The sequence below is a fragment of the Halomonas sp. LBP4 genome (genome assembly GCF_003202205.1).
Classification (GTDB): Bacteria; Pseudomonadota; Gammaproteobacteria; order Pseudomonadales; family Halomonadaceae; genus Halomonas; species Halomonas flagellata.
Window position 1 is genome coordinate 573810 of record NZ_PDOG01000002.1, and the last position, 19653, is coordinate 593462.

The 19653-nt window shown below is 67.9% G+C and carries 16 protein-coding genes; 12 read left to right on the forward strand and 4 right to left on the reverse strand.

Going from position 1 to position 19653, the window contains the following annotated elements; all coding sequences use genetic code 11:
* The 10 genes from CR157_RS09745 to etfB all read left to right on the forward strand — a co-directional run.
* Positions 1-720, forward strand: a 720-nt coding sequence (locus tag CR157_RS09745; RefSeq protein ID WP_258364125.1) for a zinc-binding dehydrogenase, incomplete at its 5' end; no start/stop codon positions are given.
* Positions 721-733: 13 nt separating this feature from the next.
* Entirely contained in the window at positions 734-1588 is an 855-nt protein-coding gene (gene fghA / locus CR157_RS09750) for an S-formylglutathione hydrolase (RefSeq protein WP_110283324.1), read from the forward strand.
* A gap of 248 nt (positions 1589-1836) precedes the next feature.
* The gene (locus CR157_RS09755) at positions 1837-2976 is read left to right on the forward strand and encodes a GlxA family transcriptional regulator (protein WP_110283325.1); all 1140 of its coding nucleotides are present in this window, start codon (positions 1837-1839) and stop codon (positions 2974-2976) included.
* Positions 2977-3045: 69 nt separating this feature from the next.
* The gene (gene mtgA / locus CR157_RS09760; RefSeq protein ID WP_110283326.1) at positions 3046-3747 is read left to right on the forward strand and encodes a monofunctional biosynthetic peptidoglycan transglycosylase; all 702 of its coding nucleotides are present in this window, start codon (positions 3046-3048) and stop codon (positions 3745-3747) included.
* A 290-nt stretch (positions 3748-4037) separates the two neighbouring features.
* Positions 4038-5015 (forward strand): dipeptidase, encoded by a 978-nt coding sequence (locus CR157_RS09765; RefSeq protein ID WP_110283327.1) that lies wholly within the window; start codon positions 4038-4040, stop codon positions 5013-5015.
* Positions 5016-5086: 71 nt separating this feature from the next.
* Positions 5087-5632: a DUF5943 domain-containing protein gene (locus CR157_RS09770; RefSeq protein WP_110283328.1), complete on the forward strand. Its 546-nt coding sequence runs from the start codon at positions 5087-5089 to the stop codon at positions 5630-5632.
* A 25-nt stretch (positions 5633-5657) separates the two neighbouring features.
* On the forward strand, positions 5658-7730 hold the full coding sequence (gene dgcA, locus CR157_RS09775; protein ID WP_110283329.1) for a dimethylglycine demethylation protein DgcA: 2073 nt from the start codon (positions 5658-5660) through the stop codon (positions 7728-7730).
* 239 nt (positions 7731-7969) lie between these two features.
* Complete coding sequence (locus CR157_RS09780) at positions 7970-9925, forward strand: (Fe-S)-binding protein (protein ID WP_110283330.1); 1956 nt, start codon at positions 7970-7972, stop codon at positions 9923-9925.
* Complete coding sequence (etfA, locus tag CR157_RS09785) at positions 9925-11199, forward strand: electron transfer flavoprotein subunit alpha (protein WP_110283331.1); 1275 nt, start codon at positions 9925-9927, stop codon at positions 11197-11199. The genes CR157_RS09780 and etfA overlap by 1 nt, the downstream gene beginning before the upstream one ends.
* Entirely contained in the window at positions 11189-11995 is an 807-nt protein-coding gene (gene etfB, locus CR157_RS09790) for an electron transfer flavoprotein subunit beta (protein WP_110283332.1), read from the forward strand. The genes etfA and etfB overlap by 11 nt, the downstream gene beginning before the upstream one ends.
* A 94-nt stretch (positions 11996-12089) precedes the next feature.
* Here the strand turns inward: etfB and CR157_RS09795 are convergent, their stop codons facing one another.
* The 4 genes from CR157_RS09795 to CR157_RS09810 form a co-directional block, all read right to left on the reverse strand.
* Complete coding sequence (locus CR157_RS09795) at positions 12090-13409, reverse strand: selenium-binding protein SBP56-related protein (protein ID WP_110283333.1); 1320 nt, start codon at positions 13407-13409, stop codon at positions 12090-12092.
* A gap of 42 nt (positions 13410-13451) precedes the next feature.
* Positions 13452-13751: a hypothetical protein gene (locus CR157_RS09800; RefSeq protein ID WP_110283334.1), complete on the reverse strand. Its 300-nt coding sequence runs from the start codon at positions 13749-13751 to the stop codon at positions 13452-13454.
* Between the two features lie 193 nt (positions 13752-13944).
* Entirely contained in the window at positions 13945-14475 is a 531-nt protein-coding gene (locus CR157_RS09805) for an invasion associated locus B family protein (RefSeq protein ID WP_110283484.1), read from the reverse strand.
* A gap of 250 nt (positions 14476-14725) precedes the next feature.
* Positions 14726-16303, reverse strand: a complete 1578-nt coding sequence (locus tag CR157_RS09810) for a BCCT family transporter (RefSeq protein WP_110283335.1) — start codon at positions 16301-16303, stop codon at positions 14726-14728.
* 263 nt (positions 16304-16566) lie between these two features.
* Here CR157_RS09810 and fdhA point away from each other — a divergent pair, with 263 nt between their 5' ends.
* Together fdhA and CR157_RS09820 are read left to right on the forward strand one after the other, a co-directional pair.
* Entirely contained in the window at positions 16567-17760 is a 1194-nt protein-coding gene (fdhA, locus tag CR157_RS09815; protein ID WP_110283336.1) for a formaldehyde dehydrogenase, glutathione-independent, read from the forward strand.
* Positions 17761-17927: 167 nt separating this feature from the next.
* Positions 17928-19646, forward strand: coding sequence for an NADH-ubiquinone oxidoreductase-F iron-sulfur binding region domain-containing protein (locus tag CR157_RS09820; protein ID WP_110283337.1), 1719 nt, complete (start codon positions 17928-17930; stop codon positions 19644-19646).
* Positions 19647-19653 lie beyond the last annotated feature (7 nt).

Below are 19653 nucleotides of genomic sequence, written 5' to 3' on the forward strand. Positions count from 1 at the left end.
CAACTCCACCACTACATGGGCTGCTCCACCTTCAGCGAGTACACCGTGCTGCCCGAGGTGTCGCTGGCGGTGGTCTCGAAGGAGGCGCCGCTGGACAAGATCTGCCTGCTCGGCTGCGGGGTGACCACCGGCATCGGCGCGGTGCTCAACACCGCCAAGGTCGAGCCGGGCTCGACCGTCGCCGTGTTCGGCCTGGGCGCCATCGGCCTGGCGGTGATCCAGGGCGCGGTGATGGCCAAGGCGTCGCGGATCATCGCCATCGACGTCAACCCGGACAAGTTCGCCCTGGCCAAGCAGTTCGGCGCCACCGAGTTCGTCAACCCCAAGGATTACAGCGACCCGGTCCAGCAGGTGATCGTCGACCTGACCGACGGCGGCGTCGACTACTCCTTCGAGTGCATCGGCAACGTCGACGTGATGCGCTCGGCGCTGGAGTGCTGCCACAAGGGCTGGGGCGAGTCGGTGATCATCGGCGTGGCCGGGGCCGGCGAGGAGATCTCGACGCGGCCGTTCCAGCTGGTCACCGGGCGGGTCTGGAAGGGCTCGGCCTTCGGTGGCGTCAAGGGCCGCACCGAGCTGCCGGGCTATGTGAAGCGCTACATGGACGGCGAGATCAACATCGACGACTTCATTACCCATGACATGCCCTTCGAGCAGATCAACGAGGCCTTCGAGCTGCTGCACGCGGGCAAGAGCATCCGCAGCGTGCTCCACTACTGAGGGGGCGATCGCCATGACCATGATGGAAAACCTCGAGCTGGTGTCGGCCAACAAGAGTTTCGGTGGTTGGCACAAGCGCTACCGCCACCGTTCCCGGGCGCTGGATTGCGAGATGGTGTTCGCCATCTTCCTGCCGCCCCAGGCGGAGACTCAACGCGTACCTCTGCTGTGGTGGCTCTCCGGGCTGACCTGCACCGACGAGAACTTCATGCAGAAGGCCGGCGCCCACCGCCTTGCCGCGGAACTGGGCATCGCCATCGTCTGTCCGGACACCAGTCCCCGGGGGACCGACCTGCCCGGTGAGCACGACAGCTATGACTTCGGTTCGGGTGCCGGCTTCTACGTCAATGCCACCCGGGAGCCCTGGAAGCAGCACTACCGGATGTACGACTACGTGACCGAGGAGCTCCCCTCGGTGGTGCGGCAGCACTTCCCGGTCAATGGTCGTGAATCGATCAGCGGACATTCCATGGGCGGGCACGGGGCGCTGATCATGGCCCTGCGTCGGCCCGGTCACTACCGCTCGGTGTCGGCCTTCGCCCCCGTCGTCAATCCGACCCAGTGCCCCTGGGGCCAGAAGGCCTTCTCCGGCTACCTGGGTGACGATGTCGGCAGCTGGACCCAGTACGACGCCTGCGAGCTGGTCGCCCGGGGCGCCTCGAGCCAGCCGCTGTTCATCGACCAGGGTGAGGCGGACGACTTCCTCGAGGAGCAGCTCCGGCCCGAACGACTGGAGGCGGTCTGTGCCGAGCACGAGCATCCCCTGACGCTGCGGCGACAGCCCGGCTATGACCACAGCTACTTCTTCATCGCCTCCTTCATCGAGGACCACCTGCGCTATCATGCCGAGCGCCTGAACAAGGGCTGAGCGGGTGGCGGGATCGGGCGGTTCCGGCCGGCATCGCGACGGTGCCGGCCGCCTTGCGATATTGCCCCGGTGACGGGGCAGCGAACGATTGTGTTTCCCCCCATCGGCGTGCAACTATCTGCGGCACTGCAGGGTGGCAGCCAGTGTCGCCGGGTCCGCCGGTCTGGCCATGACCTTCTGCAGACAACGACAACTTTGGCTTCCGTGACACCGACCCTCAAGAGGCGTCGGGGTTTGGAGGGATGACGATGAAACATGCTTCTCGAGCCCCCGCTGACCATGACAGGACGCAGACCCTCGGTTTTCTCCTGCTGGACAACTTCACCCTCATTTCGCTCGCTTCCGCCATCGAGCCGCTGCGCATGGCCAACCAGCTGGCTGGCCGCGAGCTCTACCGCTGGTACACCCTGAGCGTCGACGGCGGGCCGGTCAGGGCCAGCGACGGCCTGCAGGTCACCCCGGACGTGGCGGTCACGATGCCGTTGACGCTGGACATGGTCGTCGTCTGCGGCGGTGTCGGGCCGAATCGCAGCGTACAACGCGAGCACGTGGTCTGGCTGCAGTCCCAGGCGCGGCTCTCCCGGCGGCTCGGGGCCATCTGCACCGGCAGCTGGGCCCTGGCCAAGGCCGGGCTGCTGGACGGCTACGAGACCAGCATCCACTGGGAGTGTCTGGCCGCCATGCAGGAGGCCTTTCCGCGGGTGGTGCTGACCACCCGGCTGTTCTCCATCGACCGCGACCGGGCCTCGGCCTCGGGGGGCACCGCACCGCTCGACATGATGCTCACCCTGATCGGTCGCGACCACGGTCGGGAGCTCGCCGCCGGCATCTCGGAGATGTTCATCTGTGACCGGGTGCGCAACGAACACGACCACCAGCGGGTGCCGCTCAAGCACGTGCTCGGCACGACCCAGCCCAAGCTGCTGGAGATCGTGGCGCTCATGGAAGCCAACCTGGAAGAGCCCATCGCCCTCGACGAACTGGCCGAGTATGTGGACGTCTCCCGCCGCCAGCTGGAGCGGCTGTTCCAGAAGTACCTGCACTGCTCGCCATCGCGCTACTACCTCAAGCTGCGCCTGACCCGGGCCCGCCAGCTGCTCAAGCAGACCCCGATGTCGATCATCGAGGTGGCCTCGGCCTGCGGTTTCGTCTCGACGCCACACTTCTCCAAGTGCTACCGGGAGTTCTTCGGCATGCCGCCCCGCGACGAGCGCCTGGGCAGCGGCACGATCGATCTCTCGCCACTGGCCCTGAAGAAGGAGGCGGCCGCGCTGTTGCAGGGCGCGGCCTTCGAAGCCGTGCCGCTGGAGCCGGTCTCCAGTGCCGTGGTCGCCCTCGACCAGGCGCGGGGCGAGCCCACCTACGCCAGCGTGCGCTTGAAGCCATGAGGAGGGCTTGATGCGGTTTGCCGTCGTCCAGCGGCCATCCGGCATTTCCCGTGTTGAGGCCCCGGCGTGATGCCCGTTCCGTGGCGTCGGCTGGGGCGCCTGCTGGCGCTGGTGCTGCTCGGCTTCGTCGGGCTCTCGCTGCTGCTGGTGTTGCTGTTCCGGGTGCTGCCGGTATTCGGCTCCATGGTGATGGTCGAGCGCAAGGTGCAGTCCTGGGTGGCCGGTGAGCCGATGCGTATCGAGCACCAGTGGCGTGCCCGGGAGGCGCTCTCCGACCATGCCAAGCTGGCGGTGATCGCCGCCGAGGATCAGCGCTTCCCGATGCATCGTGGTTTCGACGTCGACGAGATGCGCCGCGCCTGGGAAGCCAGCCGCAACGGTAGCCGTCTGCGTGGGGCCAGCACCATCAGCCAGCAGACCGCCAAGAACCTCTTCCTGTGGACCGGTCGCAGCTGGCTGCGCAAGGGCCTGGAGGCCTGGTTCACCCTGCTGATCGAGACGCTGTGGCCCAAGGAGCGCATCCTCGAGGTCTATCTCAATATCGTCGAGTGGGACCACGGCGTCTTCGGCCTGGAGGCCGCGGCCCAGCACTACTTCGGCGTCTCGGCGGCCCAGCTCAATGCCCACCAGGCCAGCCGCCTGGCCGCCATCCTGCCCAATCCGCGGGGCTGGGACGCCGCTCGCCCCACGCCTCATGTGGACCGGCGCAGCGCCTGGATTCGCCAGCAGATGAACAACCTGGGCGGCATCGCCTACCTGGAACAGCTCTAGGCTTTATCCGCAAACTGCCTGCGCTCGCCCATACGGCGTTAAAAATCAGCTTAAAATGCTCATTTACACCCACGTAAACTCCGCTTTTGCGCTGATTGTTGCCTTGTCTGGCCTTCGCTCGCCGACTTTTTCGACCAAAGCCTATCCAGCGCTATTCTTGCTCATGGCTGTCGTCGCGATCGCGACAGCCATGACGTTTTTGAGATTCTTCCCGTCGCTTCCAAGCGTCGGGCCGGGGTGGGCCGGGGCTATGCTGCCGGCAAGTCGAACACAACCCCGGAGCCCCCGACATGACCCCCAGTGAGCTGCACGACGACGCCATCGTCATCGATGGCCTGATCATCGCCAAGTGGAACCGCGAGCTGTTCGAGGACATGCGTCGCGGCGGCCTCACCGCCGCTAACTGCACCGTCTCGGTGTGGGAAGGCTTCCAGGCCACCGTCGACAACATCGTCAAGTCCAACGCCCTGATGGCCGAGTGCAGCGACCTGGTGCGTCCGGTGCGCACCACCGCCGACATCACCCGGGCCAAGGAGGAGGGCAAGACCGGCATCATCTACGGCTTCCAGAATGCCCATGCCTTCGAGGATCAGATCGGCTACGTCGAGATCTTCAAGCAGCTGGGCGTGGGCGTGGTGCAGATGTGCTACAACACCCAGAACCTGGTGGGCACCGGCTGCTACGAGCGCGACGGCGGCCTCTCCGGCTTCGGCCGCGAGATCGTCGCCGAGATGAACCGCGTCGGCATCATGTGTGACCTCTCCCACGTGGGTGAGAAGACCTCCACCGAGGTGATCCTCGAGTCCCAGAAGCCGGTCTGCTACTCCCACTGCCTGCCCTCCGGGCTCAAGGAGCACCCGCGCAACAAGTCCGACGACGAGCTCAGGTTCATCGCCGACCACGGCGGCTTCGTCGGCGTGACCATGTTCACCCCCTTCCTGCGCGCCGGCGTCGACGCCACCGTCGACGACTACGTCGAGGCCATCGAGTACGTGATGAATATCGTCGGCGAGGACGCCATCGGCATCGGCACCGACTTCACCCAGGGCCACGACAAGAACTTCTTCGAGTGGCTGACCCATGACAAGGGCTACGCCCGCCGCCTGACCAACTTCGGCAAGATCATCAACCCCGAGGGCATCCGCACCATCGGCGAGTTCCCCAACCTCACCGAGGCGCTGCTGAAGCGCGGCTTCAGCGAGTCCCAGACCCGCAAGATCATGGGCGACAACTGGGTCCGCGTCCTCAAGGACGTCTGGGGCGCCTGACCGCCGACCCCACGCGATTTTTCGACACCGAACACTAGTGCCAAGAACAACGAGTTTAGAGGATAACGCCCGTGACCAAGATGGCCCCCGAACTGCCCATTGAAGTGGATAGCGAAACCGGCGTCTGGACCACCGATGCCCTGCCCATGCTCTATGTGCCGCGCCACTTCTTCATCAACAACCATGTGGCCGTCGAAGAGGCGCTGGGCGCCGAGAAGTACGCCGAGATTCTCTACCACGCCGGCTACAAGAGCGCCTGGCACTGGTGCGAGAAGGAGGCCGAGTGCCATGGCCTCGAGGGCGTGGACGTCTTCGAGCATTACATGAAGCGCCTCTCCCAGCGCGGCTGGGGCCATTTCATCACCGAGGCCATCGACCTGGATGCCGGCACCTGTCGGGTGCGCCTGGAGCACAGCGCCTTCGTCTACCAACTGGGTAAGGTGGGTCGCAAGGTCGAGTACATGTTCACCGGCTGGTTCGCCGGCGCCATGGACCAGATCCTCGCCGCCCGCGGCAGTGACCTGCGTACCGTCGCCGAGCAGACCCAGAGCGCCGCCGAAGAAGGCTGCGAGGTGGGCTATTTCGAGACCAAGCCGCTGACCGGCGCCGCCCGCTAAGTCCCGGGAACGAGGAGAGAGAACCATGGCATTCGACGCGATCTTCCAGCCGATCGAGATCGGCAAGCTCACCATCCGTAACCGGGTCGTCAGCACCGCCCACGCCGAGGTGTACGCCACCGACGGCGGCATGACCACCGACCGCTACGTCAAGTACTACGAGGAGAAGGCCAAGGGCGGCTGTGGCCTGTGCATCTGCGGTGGCTCCTCGGTGGTCTCCATCGACAGCCCCCAGGGCTGGTGGAGCTCGGTGAACCTCGCCACCGACCGCATCATCCCGCACTTCCAGAACCTCGCCGATGCCGTGCACAAGCACGGCGGCAAGATCATGATCCAGATCACCCACATGGGGCGCCGCTCGCGCTGGGACGGCTACGACTGGTCGACCCTGCTGTCGCCCTCCGGCATCCGCGAGCCGGTGCACCGCTCCACCTGCAAGACCATCGAGGAGGAGGAGATCTGGCGCATCATCGGCGACTTCGCCCAGGCCGCGCGCCGGGCCAAGGAAGGCGGCCTCGACGGTGTCGAGCTGTCCGCCGTGCACCAGCACCTGATCGACCAGTTCTGGAGCCCGCGGGTCAACAAGCGCGAGGACCAGTGGGGCGGCAGCTTCGAGAACCGCATGCGCTTCGGCATGGAGGTGCTCAAGGCGGTGCGCGCCGAGGTCGGCGACGACTTCGTGGTGGGCATGCGCATCTGCGGCGACGAGTTCCACCCGGACGGCCTGTCCCACGACGACATGAAGCAGATCGCCGCCTACTACGATGCCACCGGCCAGGTGGACTTCTTCGGCGTGGTCGGTTCCGGCTGCGATACCCATAACACCCTGGCCAACGTCATTCCCAACATGTCCTACCCGCCGGAGCCCTTCCTGCACCTGGCGGCGGGCATCAAGGAAGTGGTCAGCGTGCCGGTGATCCACGCCCAGAACATCAAGGACCCCAACCAGGCCCAGCGCATCCTGGAAGGCGGTTATGTGGACCTGGTGGGCATGACCCGGGCGCATATCGCCGACCCGCACCTGATCGCCAAGATCAAGATGGGCCAGGTCGACCAGATCAAGCAGTGCGTGGGCGCCAACTACTGCATCGACCGCCAGTACCAGGGCCTCGACGTGCTGTGCATCCAGAACGCCGCCACCTCCCGCGAGTACATGGGCCTGCCGCATATCATCGAGAAGAGCGAAGGGCCCAAGCGCAAGGTCGTGGTGGTGGGCGGTGGCCCCGGCGGCATGGAGGCGGCTCGCGTCGCCGCCGAGCGCGGCCATGAGGTGACCCTGTTCGAGGCCGCCGAGGCCCTGGGCGGGCAGATCACCATCGCCGCCCAGGCCCCGCAGCGCGACCAGATCGCCGGCATCACCCGCTGGTATCAGCTGGAGCTGGCGCGCCTGAACGTCGACCTGCGCCTGGGCACCCGCGCCGACGAGGCGACCCTGCTCGACCTGCGCCCGGATATCGTGGTGCTGGCCACCGGCGGTCATCCCTTCCTGGAGCAGGATCCGCAGTGGGGCTACTCCGAGAATCCCGAGGAGAGCCTGGTGGTCAGCACCTGGGACATCCTCTCCGGCAAGGTCGCCCCGGGCAAGAACGTGCTGATCTACGACACCATCTGCGAGTTCGCCGGGCTCTCGGCGGCGGACTACCTGGCCGACAAGGGCGCCAAGGTCGAGATCGTCACCGACGACATCAAGCCCGGCGCCGCGGTGGGCGGCACCACCTTCCCGACCTACTACCGCAGCCTCTACGAGAAGGAGGTGATCATGTCCTCCGACCTGCTGCTGCATAAGGTCTACCGGGAGGGCGACGGCCTGGTGGCGGTGCTCGAGAACGAGTACACCGGTGCCCTGGAAGAGCGCGTGGTCGACCAGGTGGTGGTGGAGAACGGCGTGCGTCCCGACGAAGGGCTCTACTACGCCCTCAAGGAGCAGTCCCGCAACAAGGGGCAGGTGGACCTGGAGGCGCTCTACGCCATTCAGCCCCAGCCCTGCCTGAGCGAGGCGGGGGACGGCTTCCTGCTGTTCCGCCTGGGCGACTGCACGGCGCCGCGTAACACCCACGCGGCCATCTACGACGCCCTGCGGATCTGCAAGGACTTCTGACGGCGCTTGTCGTCCGGTGGGCGGCTCCCGGGCCGCCCGGCCATGAAACCCCGAGGGCCTGGCTTGCGGGCCAGCGATCACGACGCGGAAGGGCCTTCCCTGGCCCCCCGCGTCTCTGCCGAGTCCCTTCGGCAGGATCGCGCCGCATCGCCGGCCCCTCGGCACGGCCGCGAAGGCGCTGAGCCACCGCACTACCGGACGCCTGCCATGGCCGTACCACTATCGATGAGGTGAGTACCATGCTCGAGACGCTCTTGCCGATCCTGATCTTCGCCGCCCTGGGCCTGGCGGTGATCGGCGCCTGGCGGCGTGTCCGCCTGTGGCGCCAGGGGCGGCCCTCCGCCGTGCCGCTGCTCAAGGGCCTGGCGGCCATGCCGCGCCGCTACCTGGTCGATCTGCACCATGTGGTGGGGCGCGACAAGGTGATGTCCAATACCCACGTGGCCACCGCCGGTGGCTTCGTGGCCGCCGCCGTGCTGATGATCCTGGTGCATGGCCTGGGCCTGGCCCAGGGCGTGCTGGGCTGGCTGCTGCTGGCGGCCAGCGCCACCATGTTCGTCGGCAGCCTGTTCGTGGCCCGGCGCCGCCGTAACCCGCCCGCGCGGCTCTCCAAGGGCCCCTGGATGCGCCTGCCCAAGAGCCTGATGGCCTTCTCCCTGAGCGTCTTCGCCATCACCCTGCCGGCGGTGGGCCTGCTGCCCGCCGACTTCGGCCACTGGCTGCTGGCGCTGCTGCTGGCCGCCGTGGTGGTCTGGGGCCTGGGCGAGATGGTCTTCGGCATGACCTGGGGCGGGCCCATGAAGCACGCCTTCGCCGGCGCCCTGCACCTGGCCTTCCACCGTCGCGCCGAGCGCTTCGGTGAGGGCAACCGCTCCACCGGCCTCAAGGCACTGGACCTGGACGACGAGGCGGCGCCGCTGGGCGTCGAGAAGCCCGCCGACTTCACCTGGAACCAGCTGCTCGGCTTCGATGCCTGCGTGCAGTGCGGGCGTTGCGAGGCGGTGTGCCCGGCCTTCGCCGCCGGCCAGCCGCTCAACCCCAAGAAGCTGATCCAGGACATGGTGGTGGGCCTGGCCGGGGGCAGCGATGCCAACTACGCCGGCAGCCCCTACCCCGGCAAGCCGGTGGGCGAGCACCACGGCACCCCCCATGGGCCCATCGTGGCCCGTGAGGGCAAGGCCCTGGTGGACGCCGAGACCCTGTGGTCCTGCACCACCTGCCGCGCCTGCGTGGAAGAGTGCCCGATGATGATCGAGCACGTGGACGCCATCGTCGATATGCGCCGCCACCTGACCCTGGAGCGGGGCCAGACCCCCAACAAGGGCGCCGAGGTGCTCGACAACCTGATCGCCACCGACAACCCCGGCGGCTTCGATCCGGGCGCGCGGCTGCACTGGGCGGCGGACCTCAACCTGCCGCTGATGGCCGACGTCAAGCAGGCCGAGGTGCTGCTGTGGCTGGGCGACGGGGCCTTCGATATGCGCAACCAGCGCACCCTGCGCGCCCTGGTCAAGGTGCTGCGTGCCGCCGAGGTGGAGTTCGCGGTGCTGGGCAACGAGGAGCGCGACAGCGGCGACGTGGCGCGGCGCCTGGGCGACGAGGCGACCTTCCAGTCCCTGGCCAAGCGCAATATCGCCACCCTGGCCCAGTACCGCTTCCAGCGCATCGTCACCTGTGACCCCCACAGCTTCCATGTGCTGGGCAACGAGTACGGCGAGCTGGGCGGCCAGTACGAGGTGCGTCACCACAGCACCTTTATCGCCGAGCTCTTTGAGGCCGGCCGGCTGGCCTTCGCGCCCTGGAAGGGCGGCAATGTCACCTATCACGACCCCTGCTATCTCGGCCGCTACAACGGCGAGTACGAGGCGCCGCGCAACGTGCTCAAGGCGCTGGGCATTGAGGTCAAGGAGATGGAACGCTCCGGTTTCCGCTCGCGCTGCTGCGGCGGTGGCGGCGGGGCGCCGATCACCGATATTCCCGGCGAGCGGCGGATTCCCGATATGCGCATGAACGACGTCAAGGAGACCGGCGCCGAGCTGGTGGCGGTGGGCTGCCCCCAGTGCACCGCCATGCTCGAGGGCGTGGTGGATGCCACCGCCGAAGTGCGCGATATCGCCGAGCTGGTGGCCGATGCCCTGGTGGCGCGTCCCGCCGCCGGCGCGACCCACCGGCCCCAGGCCGAGGAGGTGATCTGATGAGCGAGATTCGTCGCCGTGATCCACGCCGCGAGTGGATCGCCCGTAACCGCCTGCATCCCGAGCATCTGGATGTCCTGGCCGAACTGGGGCAGGGAACTGCCGCGGTAGAGTGGATGGGGCCCAACGGGGTGATTCGCAAGAACCCCCATGCCATCGGCTTTATCGGCCCCAATGGCGTCAAGCGCATCGACCGCAGCGGCGCCCAGCAGGGCGGCCAGGCCGCGGGTGGGGCCCGCCAGGCGGCCCAGGACAGCCGTCGCGACGTCACCATCGAGGCCCCGGCCTTCCTGGTGGCGGTGGTGCCGGAACTCTCCGGCGGGCGCCTCTCCGGCCACGACAAGGACCTGCTGGGCCTGGCCCGGCGCCTGGCCGATGCCGACCCCGAGCGTCCCGGCGCCGTGCTGGCCGTGGTCTTCGGCGAGCACAAGGAGGAGGGCTTCGGCGAGGCGGGCATCGATCGCCTGATGCACCTCGACGACGACGCCTACGCCGGCTTCGCCCCCGAGGCGCGTCTGGCGGCGCTCTCCGCCGTGGAGCGGGAGCTGGCGCCGCGTCACTGGCTGCTGCCCGACTCGCCCCTGGGCGGGGCCGACCTGGGGCGGCGCCTGGCGCTGCGCCTGGGCGAGCGCCCCGCCACCGGCGTCTGGCAGATCGAGGCCGATGGCGAGGCACCGCTGGGCTGGGGCTGCACCGCCCGCGGTGCGGCGGAGAGCCTGGATATCCAGCGCCCCCTGCCGCGGGTCGCCCTGGCCCTGGCCGAGTGCGCCGAGCCGGTGGACGAGACCCGTCATGCCGCCGAGCCGCTGAGCCTGGCGGAGGCGATTCCCAGCGCCTTCTCGCGGATCGAGGACCTGGGCCAGGTGGCGGTGGATCCCGCCGGGGTGGCGCTCGCCGAGGCGGAGTTCATCGTCTCCGCCGGCAACGGCGTCAAGGATTGGGACGGCTTCCATCATGCTGCCAGGGTGCTGGGGGCCACCGAGGGTGCCTCCCGCGTGGCGGTGGACGACGGCTTTATGGCACGGGACCGTCAGGTGGGGGCCACCGGTACCTGGGTCACCGCCCGGGTCTACCTGGCGGTGGGCATCAGTGGGGCCATCCAGCACCTGCAGGGCATCCAGAGCTGCGACAAGGTGGTGGCCATCAACCTCGACCCCGGATGCGACATGATCAAGCGCGCCGACCTGGCGGTGATCGGCGACAGCGGCGAGATCCTCGCCGCCCTGGTGGCCAAGGTGGAACAGCAGCGAGGAGGGCAGCGCGATGCGGCCTGAACAGCAGGGAGTCGAGGTGGCGGTACTGGTCTCGGTGGGTCGCCACCCCATCACCGGGCGCGCCCGCCGCGCCGATCAGGATGCCCGGGGCCTGGAGTTGGCCCTGGGCCTGGAGCGCCAGCTGCCCGGCAGCCGGGTCAGCCTGCTGCATGCCGGCCCGCGCGGCGAGGAGAGCGAAGCGGCGCTGCGCGGCTACCTGGGCATGGGACTGGAGAGCCTGACGCTGCTGGAGCAGGCCGAGGGCAGCGATGCCATCCCGGCCCTGGCCGAGCACCTGGCCGCGGCGCCGCCGCAGCTGGTGATCACCGGCGCTCGGGCGGAGCGTGGCGAAGGCTCGGGACTCTTGCCCTATGCCCTGGCCGAGCGCCTGGGCTGGCCGCTGGTCAATGGCCTGGCCGCGGTGGAAAAGGTCGAGAACGGCGTGGCGACCCTGTTGCAGGCCCTGCCCCGGGGCCAGCGGCGGCGTCTCAAGGTACGCCTGCCGGCCATCGTCAGCGTGGATGGGGCGGCCCCGGTGGCGCGCCAGAGCGCCTTCGGCCCGGCCCGCCGGGCCGAGCTCGAGGCGACCTCGGTCCCCGCCGAGCCCGATCGGGAGCTGGCCGAGTGGCGGCTGGCCCCGGCCCGCAAGCGCCCCAAGCGCCTGAAGATCGTCAAGGCCGCCTCGGCCCGGGATCGCTTCAAGGCCGCCGCCGCCAAGGCGGAGGGCGGCAGCGGCCAGGTGCTGGAAGGCGTCTCGGCGGAGCAGGGCGCCGAGGCGATCCTCAAGCTGCTCAAGGAAGAGGGCGTCCTACGCTAGGGCTCGTTTGCCATGCCCTGGCCCTTCGACATGCCCCCCTGGCCGCCGACGAGAGGTGCGAGGCGAAGATGGGTCGCCTCGCACCGGGACCGAGTCAGTGGTGGCCTGCCTCGATCAGGACGCCGGGATCGAACAGGATCATGTGCGGGCCGGCCGGGCCGACGCCGTTCTCCTTCTGCACGCTCGAGAAGTCCGCCCAGGCACTGCCGTCCTCCGTCACGTGCGACAGCCCGCCCTGCTCGGCATCCACCTCGAGCAGATAGATGCCGTAAGCGTCGTTGCGGGGGCCGAACTCCGGGTCGTCATCCAACGTGCTCAACACCGAGTTGGTAACGTACAGCCGCTCCCCGTCGGGACTCAGGCGCATCATGCATGGGTGTGGCACGGATGCCTCACCCACCAGTTCCGGCTGGTAGGGATCGCTGATCTCGTACTGCTGTACCTGGTCACCGAACCAGTTCGCGATGTAGAGATAGCGGTCATCGGGCGAGAGGGTCATGTCACAAGGCAGGGCGAGGTCGCTCAGGACCCGGTGGAAATCCAGCAGGCCGTTGCCGTCCTCGTCCTCCCACAGCCAGGCGTTCCCGGAGGTGCCTATCGTGTAGCCGTAGCGCGCGTCGGACGCGTGGAACCAGTCCGCCTCCGTGGCACCACTCTGCTCGCCGAGGTGCACGACCTGAATGACCTCCTCCTTCTCCAGGTCCCACACGGAGACGGTGTCGCCACTCGGTCCGTACGGATTCTCCAGCACGTCTCCCGGGAATCCCCAGGTGGTGGTGACCAGCCGGTTGAGGTCGGCGTTATAGGCGATGTCGTACATGAACTCGGGGCCGGTTTCATCCGCCGCCCGCTCGGGGCCTGGACCGAAGTGACGCACGAACGCGCCGGTCTCGCCGTCGATCAGCACCAGGCCGCCGGGGCCGGTGCTGGGGGTGTCGGCGCCGAGCATCGACACCAAGGCGACGCCGCCGGGCAGCGGGCTCACCGTATGCGGTGCGACGTAGCCGCTGTCCGGCCGCAGGCCTTCCTCCTCCCGGACGAGTTGCGGGGCCAGCGGGTCTTCGGAGATGTCGAACACGTAGATGCGATCGGAGAACAGTCCCGGGATGAGGAGCCGCTCCTGATCCAGCGAGTAGTCCCAATGGTGGACGTTGTCGCCCACGTGCGTGAGAGACTCCATCCTCACGATCTCGCCATATTCGTCCGCACGGTCCGGGTCGGCGCCGACGATGGCCAGCATGTCCGGGTTGTTCCCGTCGCCCGCGTCGATGGCGACCACATAGAGGAACGCCTCGCGCGGTGTGTCGCCATGCTCCTCGGTACCCTCCGAGGCCAGGGGGAAACCGCTCGCCAGGACCAGTGCCATGCCCACTGGAGCCGCCAGTGCCTTGGGTGAAAGATTGCGATGTCTCATGGTCTGCCTCCTTGCGGAGACGGGGCCCGCCTCCGCTTCGGGTCACGCCGCCATCTTCTCGGCCACATAGACCTTGTTGAAGGGGTTATCGAAGGGGACGACCTCGACCCGGGCGAAGCCGGCCTTGGCGGCCAGTTCGCGGACCCGCGATTCCGGCAGGCCACAAGTGCCGAAGCCGGCGCCCTGCATGCCCGGTGATGTGGTCATGCAATAGGTCACGCTCCAAGCGTAGAACATCGCGCCGATGGGGCCGAGATTGTCTTCCAACCGATCGGCCACGCGGAACTCGAGCAGCAGCCAGGCAACGTCATGCCGCGGACTGCTCCGCTCCAGTTGGACCACTTCACTCCTGATGACTTAGGTGGCCCGGCCAGCTTCAATAAGAGCGGTGTTCTCAACGCCACCGTGAGCTCACATCGATACGTTACTGCAACGAGATCGCCCCGCTGCTGCGGGGCGATCTCGCCGGTACGCCCTAAAGGCGTTTTGACGCGGCCTCAATGATGCTGGGGCTGGCGCTTGGTGGGGCCCTCCGTCAGGGGGCGATGCGGGCGTTGGCGTCGGTGAAGCCCATCAGGGAGATGTCGAGGTCCATGCGGTCGCCGCGGGGCCCGATCAGGCTCAGCGTGGCCGCGCTGCCGCCGCGCAATGCCTGCAGCAGGGCCGGCTCGACGGGAAGGTCGGCACGGCAGCCCTGCTGCAGGCAGGTCTGGTAGGGGAACTGGGCCGGCTCGACACCGTCCACGCTCAGCTGCAGGCCAGAGGCGAGATGCACGCCCAGTGGCAGCAGGAAGGTCATCGCCGGGCCCTCGAGCTGCGGCGGGTAGGCCATGATCACCCGCATCAGGGGCTGGTCGCTGTCCGGGTTGCTGACCACCTGGCTCATCGTGCAGATGCCCGCGCTGGCCTCTCTCGGACAGATCACCTCCCAGTCACGAAATTGCTCGGTGGTGACATCGGTGTCGGCGCCCTCCGGCGAGGCTTGCTGGGCGAAGGCGTTGGTCGCCAGGGCCAGCAGCGACAGCAGGCCGGTCAGGCACAGGAATCGGGTGGAACGGTTCGACATCGGTGGTACCTCCTCGGCCTCGATGGCCATGAACTCTCGATCGGGTCGTCTCTCCGTGGCGTCTTCGACAGGCGAATGGGTGTCCGACGAGCGGCCAGAAGGGAAAGCACTACCATGCCCGCTCGCCTCCTCGAGGTCGAGCCCCTCGGGCCTCGCGGTGAGAGAGCCCCGACGCAACGACCCCGGCAATGCCGGGGTCGTCTCGTTCCGCTTCAGGGTGCCTGCCCCGGAGGGGCCGACGCAGGACGGCTCAGTCGGTTGTCCTGGCCAGCACCAGTCTGCTCTGCTCCTCCCGCAGTCCCTTGACCAGGCTGTAGGCCATCACCAGCAGGATCAGGGTGAAGGGCAGGCCGGTGGCCACTGCGCCGGCCTGCAGGGCGCCCAGCGCGGTTTCACCGCCGCCGTAGAGCAGGATACCGGCGATCACTCCCTCCAGGGTGGCCCAGAGGACACGCTGGCCGCGGGGCGCATCGGTCTTGCCACCGGCGGTGATGTTGTCGATTACCAGCGAGCCGGAGTCCGAGGAGGTGATGAAGAAGATCAGCACCAGCAGGATCGCCAGGCTGGAGGTCAGGGTGGTCAGCGGCAGATGCTCGAGCATCTGGAACATCGCCAGGGAGACGTCGCTGATGCCGTGGGCCAGCTCACCGACGCCGGCGGCGGACTGAGCCAGGGCGGTACCGCCGAAGGCGCTCATCCAGACGATGGTGACCAGGGTCGGCACCACCAGCACGGCGGTAAGGAACTCGCGCACCGTGCGCCCCCGCGAGACCCGGGCGATGAACATGCCGACGAAGGGCGACCAGGAGATCCACCAGGCCCAGTAGAACACCGTCCAGCCGTGATACCAGGTGGTGTCGTCACGCCCGACCCAGTTGGAGAGCGGCACGATATGGCTGACATAGGCGAGGGTGGTATCCCACAGGTTGTTGAGGAACAGCAGGGTGGAGCCGGTGATGACCACGAAGACCAGCAGGGCGAGGGCGATCACCATGTTGATGTTGGAGAACAGCTTCACCCCGCCGTCGATGCCCCGCCACACCGAGAACAGCGCGACCACGGTGACGCCGACGATGATGGCGAGCTGGGTGCCGATGGTGTTGGGGATGTCGAACAGGTAGTTGAGCCCGCCCGCGGCCTGGGAGGCGCCGAAGCCCAGCGAGGTGGCCAGGCCGAAGATGGTCGCCAGCACCGCGACGATGTCGATGACATGGCCGAACCAGCCACGCACCCGGTCGCCGAGGATCGGGGTGAAGGCCGAGCGCAGGGTCAGGGGCAGGCCGCGGTTGTAGGCGAAGAAGGCCAGCGACAGGCCGACCACGCCGTAGATCGCCCAGGGGTGCAGGCCCCAGTGGAACATGGTGGCGCCGATCGCGGCACTCGCCCCGGCCGGGGTGTGGGCGGCGGCGTTGAGCGGCGTGCCGTACCAGTCGGTGTAGTAGGCCACCGGCTCGGCCACGCTCCAGAACATCAGGCCGATGCCCATGCCCGCCGCGAACAGCATGGCGAACCAGGAGGTGGTCGAGTACTCCGGCCGGGCCCCGTCGCCGCCGAGCCGAATCCGGCCCACCGGCAGCACGATCAGCGCGATGCTCAGCAGCACGAAGAGGTTGCCGGCGATCATGAACAGCCAATCGAAGTGCTCGATGGACCAGCCCCGGGCCGTGGTCAGTTGGGAGTTGGCGGCATCGGGATAGATCAGGGCATAGAGAATGAAGGCCAGGATGGCCAGCGCCGAGAGGGGAAAGACGGGGTGGTGGAAATCCAGCCCCAGTATCTGAGTATTGTCCTGTCCGGGGGACAGGATCGGGTCGTCATCGCTCTTCATCGGGGTTCCTTGGGTGTTGTTGTTGGTCCCCGGGGATGCCGGAGCATCCCCGGGCCTGCGCATTGTTGAGCCTGCCGGGGAAGGGGGGTGTCGTGAAAACGACCTCCGGATATCCACGCGCACATGCGATGAATCATGCTGAAGAGGATGTCGTGATTGAGCATAGAGATGACTCATTGGGAAACGAGTGCGGTGAGCAGTACCGCTAAGGTCTCTGAGTGGCGTTTGCGCCACCCCCTACAACAAGACACAGGAAGCCAGCCATGAGTGCAGCCAACCGCGGAGTCGTCTACAAGGGCCCGGGTAAAGTCGCCGTCGAATCCATCGCCTATCCGGAGCTTGCCCTCGGCAATCGCAAATGCGACCACGGCGTGATCCTGAAAGTCGTCACCACCAACATCTGTGGTAGCGATCAGCATATGGTGCGTGGCCGCACCACCGCGCCGTCCGGCCTGGTGCTGGGCCACGAGATCACCGGCCTGGTGGTCGAGTGCGGCCGCGATGTCGAATTCATCAAGCCGGGCGACCTGGTCTCGGTGCCGTTCAACATCGCCTGCGGCCGTTGCCGCAACTGCAAGGAGGGCCGCACCGGCATCTGCCTCAACGTCAATCCGGCGCGTCCCGGCGCGGCCTACGGCTATGTCGACATGGGCGGCTGGGTCGGCGGACAGACCGAGTACGTCATGGTGCCCTACGCCGACTTCAACCTGCTGAAGTTCCCGGACGCCGACCAGGCCATGGAGAAGATCCGTGACCTGACCCTGCTCTCGGACATCTTTCCCACCGGCTTCCACGGCTGCGTTACCGCCGGGGTGGGGCCGGGCAGTACCGTCTATATCGCCGGCGCCGGCCCCGTGGGCCTGGCGGCGGCGGTCTCCGCCCAGTTGCTCGGGGCCGCCTGCGTCATCGTCGGCGACATGATCGAAGAACGTCTGGCCCAGGCCCGCAGCTTCGGTTGCGAAACCCTCGACCTGACCCAGGACGGCGACATGGCCGACAAGCTGGAGGCGATCCTCGGCGAGCGTGAAGTCGACTGCTTTGTGGACTGCGTCGGCTTCGAAGCCCATGCCTGTGGCTGCAACCACGGCAAGGAAGCACCTGCCACCGTACTGAACTCGGCGATGCAGCTGACCCGGGCCGGCGGTCAGATCGGTATCCCGGGCCTGTACGTGACCGAAGACCCGGGCGCTGTCGACGAAGCCGCCAAGCATGGCGCGCTGAGCATGCAATTCGGCCTCGGCTGGGCCAAGTCTCACTCCTTCCATACCGGCCAGTGCCCGGTGATGCAGTACCATCGCCCGCTGATGCAAGCGATCCTGTTCGGCAAGGTCAATATTGCCGATGCGGTCAACGTCCAGATGATCACCCTGGACGAAGCCCCGCAGGGCTACGCCGACTTCGACGGCGGCGCGGCCAAGAAATTCGTCATCGACCCCCATGGCAGCGTCGCCGCCTGACCTGTCCGATCGCCAGCGAGCGGCCCCGGCAGGATGCCGGGGCCATCCCCGAAACGACCTCTGCATGTCCGGGGGCTGCCTTCCGGGTCTGCCGGGCATTGCCCCTGCCCGAAGCCGGTGCGAACATGCAAGACAGGTAAGCGCCAACCGAGAACAACGAGCCCCTCATGACCGTCGAGACCGTCACCCCCAAGCGCCGTTTCCGCGGCAGGCCCCGTGGCCGTGATCTGCCCCCCGTCGCCCTGGCGGCGCTGCGCCAGCTGCTCGGCGACGAACGCAAGGATGCCGACCTGCGCCGCCGCGACCTGCTGATCGAACACCTGCATGCCATCCAGGATGCCCATGGTCACCTGTCGCTGGTGAACCTGCGGGCGCTGGCCGCCTACATGAACCTGCCGATGGCCGCGGTCTACGAGACCGCCACCTTCTATGCCCACTTCGACGTGGTCCACGACGACCAGACGCCACCGCCGGAGACGACGATCCGGGTCTGCGACTCGCTCTCCTGCCAGCTGGCCGGTGCCGCCACCCTCGAGGCCGAGCTCAAGGCGGGCGTCGACCCGGCCAGGGTGAGGGTGGTGCGCGCCCCCTGCATGGGGCGCTGCGAGACGGCGCCGGTGGTCGAGGTGGGGCACCACCATGTGCTGTTCGCCACCCGCGAGGGCGTCGAGTCGGTGGTCGATACCGGCCACTTCCACCCCGAGGCGATCCTCTGGCAGCGCCTCGACGACTATCGCGAGACGGGTGGCTACCGGCTGCTCGCCGACTGCCGCGCCGGCAGGGTGACGGTGGAGGCGCTGATGCAGTCCCTCGAGACCGCCAACCTGCGCGGCCTGGGCGGCGCCGGCTTCCCCACCTTCAAGAAGTGGCATTTCGTGCGCCAGGAGCCGGGGCCGCGCTACTGCGCCATCAACGCCGACGAGGGCGAGCCCGGTACCTTCAAGGACCGCTACTACCTGGAGCGCTCGCCGCACCGCTTCCTCGAGGGGGCCCTGGTCAGCGCCTGGGCGGTGGAGGCCGAGGCGCTCTACATCTACCTGCGTGACGAGTACCCCGGCCTGCACCGGGTGCTGCACGCGGCGATCGGCGAACTCGAGTCCGCCGGCCTGGTGCCGCCGGGCTACATCGTGCTGCGCCGGGGGGCCGGTGCCTATATCTGTGGCGAGGAGTCGGCGATGATCGAGTCGCTGGAGGGCAAGCCCGGCAAGCCGCGCCACCGCCCGCCCTTCGTCGCCCAGAAGGGGCTCTTCGACCGCCCGACCCTGGTCAACAACGTCGAGACCGTCTACTGGATCCCGCTGATCTGGGAGAAGGGGGCCGACTGGTTCGCCGGCCACGGCCGCCATGGCCGCAAGGGCCTGCGGAGCTTCTCGGTCTCCGGCCGGGTCAGTCGTCCGGGCGTGCACCTGGCGCCCGCCGGCATCACCCTCAACGAGCTGATCGAGGAGTACTGCGGCGGCATGGCCGAGGGGCACCGGCTCGCCGGCTACCTGCCCGGCGGCGCCTCCGGGGGGATACTCCCGGCGAGCAAGGCCGATATCCCGCTGGACTTCGACACCCTGCAGGCGGAGGGCTGCTTCATCGGCTCGGCCGCCATCATCGTCTTGTCCGACCAGGACGACCTGAGAGCGGTGGCCACCAACCTGCTGGCCTTCTTCGCCGACGAATCCTGCGGCCAGTGCACGCCGTGCCGGGTCGGTACCGAGAAGATGCTCACCCTGCTCGAGCGCGACGAGTGGCGGGTCGAGGAGCTCGAACGGCTGTCGCAGGTAATGATGGACGCCTCCATCTGTGGCCTGGGCCAGGCGGCGCCCAATCCTGTGCTGGGGTTGCTGCGGGACTTCCGCGGTGAACTCGCCAGCCAGAACGTGATCGTGAAAGGGTAGGGAGGTA

What these genes read in the sequence shown, in the direction of transcription:
- CR157_RS09805 (WP_110283484.1), bottom strand. Translation starts at nt 14,475, where the DNA reads ATGTCGAACCGTTCCACCCGATTCCTGTGCCTGACCGGCCTGCTGTCG.
- CR157_RS09795 (WP_110283333.1), bottom strand. Translation starts at nt 13,409, where the DNA reads ATGAGACATCGCAATCTTTCACCCAAGGCACTGGCGGCTCCAGTGGGC.
- fghA (WP_110283324.1), top strand. Translation starts at nt 734, where the DNA reads ATGACCATGATGGAAAACCTCGAGCTGGTGTCGGCCAACAAGAGTTTC.
- fdhA (WP_110283336.1), top strand. Translation starts at nt 16,567, where the DNA reads ATGAGTGCAGCCAACCGCGGAGTCGTCTACAAGGGCCCGGGTAAAGTC.
- dgcA (WP_110283329.1), top strand. Translation starts at nt 5,658, where the DNA reads ATGGCATTCGACGCGATCTTCCAGCCGATCGAGATCGGCAAGCTCACC.
- CR157_RS09820 (WP_110283337.1), top strand. Translation starts at nt 17,928, where the DNA reads ATGACCGTCGAGACCGTCACCCCCAAGCGCCGTTTCCGCGGCAGGCCC.
- CR157_RS09780 (WP_110283330.1), top strand. Translation starts at nt 7,970, where the DNA reads ATGCTCGAGACGCTCTTGCCGATCCTGATCTTCGCCGCCCTGGGCCTG.
- CR157_RS09755 (WP_110283325.1), top strand. Translation starts at nt 1,837, where the DNA reads ATGAAACATGCTTCTCGAGCCCCCGCTGACCATGACAGGACGCAGACC.
- CR157_RS09765 (WP_110283327.1), top strand. Translation starts at nt 4,038, where the DNA reads ATGACCCCCAGTGAGCTGCACGACGACGCCATCGTCATCGATGGCCTG.
- CR157_RS09810 (WP_110283335.1), bottom strand. Translation starts at nt 16,303, where the DNA reads ATGAAGAGCGATGACGACCCGATCCTGTCCCCCGGACAGGACAATACT.
- mtgA (WP_110283326.1), top strand. Translation starts at nt 3,046, where the DNA reads ATGCCCGTTCCGTGGCGTCGGCTGGGGCGCCTGCTGGCGCTGGTGCTG.
- etfB (WP_110283332.1), top strand. Translation starts at nt 11,189, where the DNA reads ATGCGGCCTGAACAGCAGGGAGTCGAGGTGGCGGTACTGGTCTCGGTG.
- etfA (WP_110283331.1), top strand. Translation starts at nt 9,925, where the DNA reads ATGAGCGAGATTCGTCGCCGTGATCCACGCCGCGAGTGGATCGCCCGT.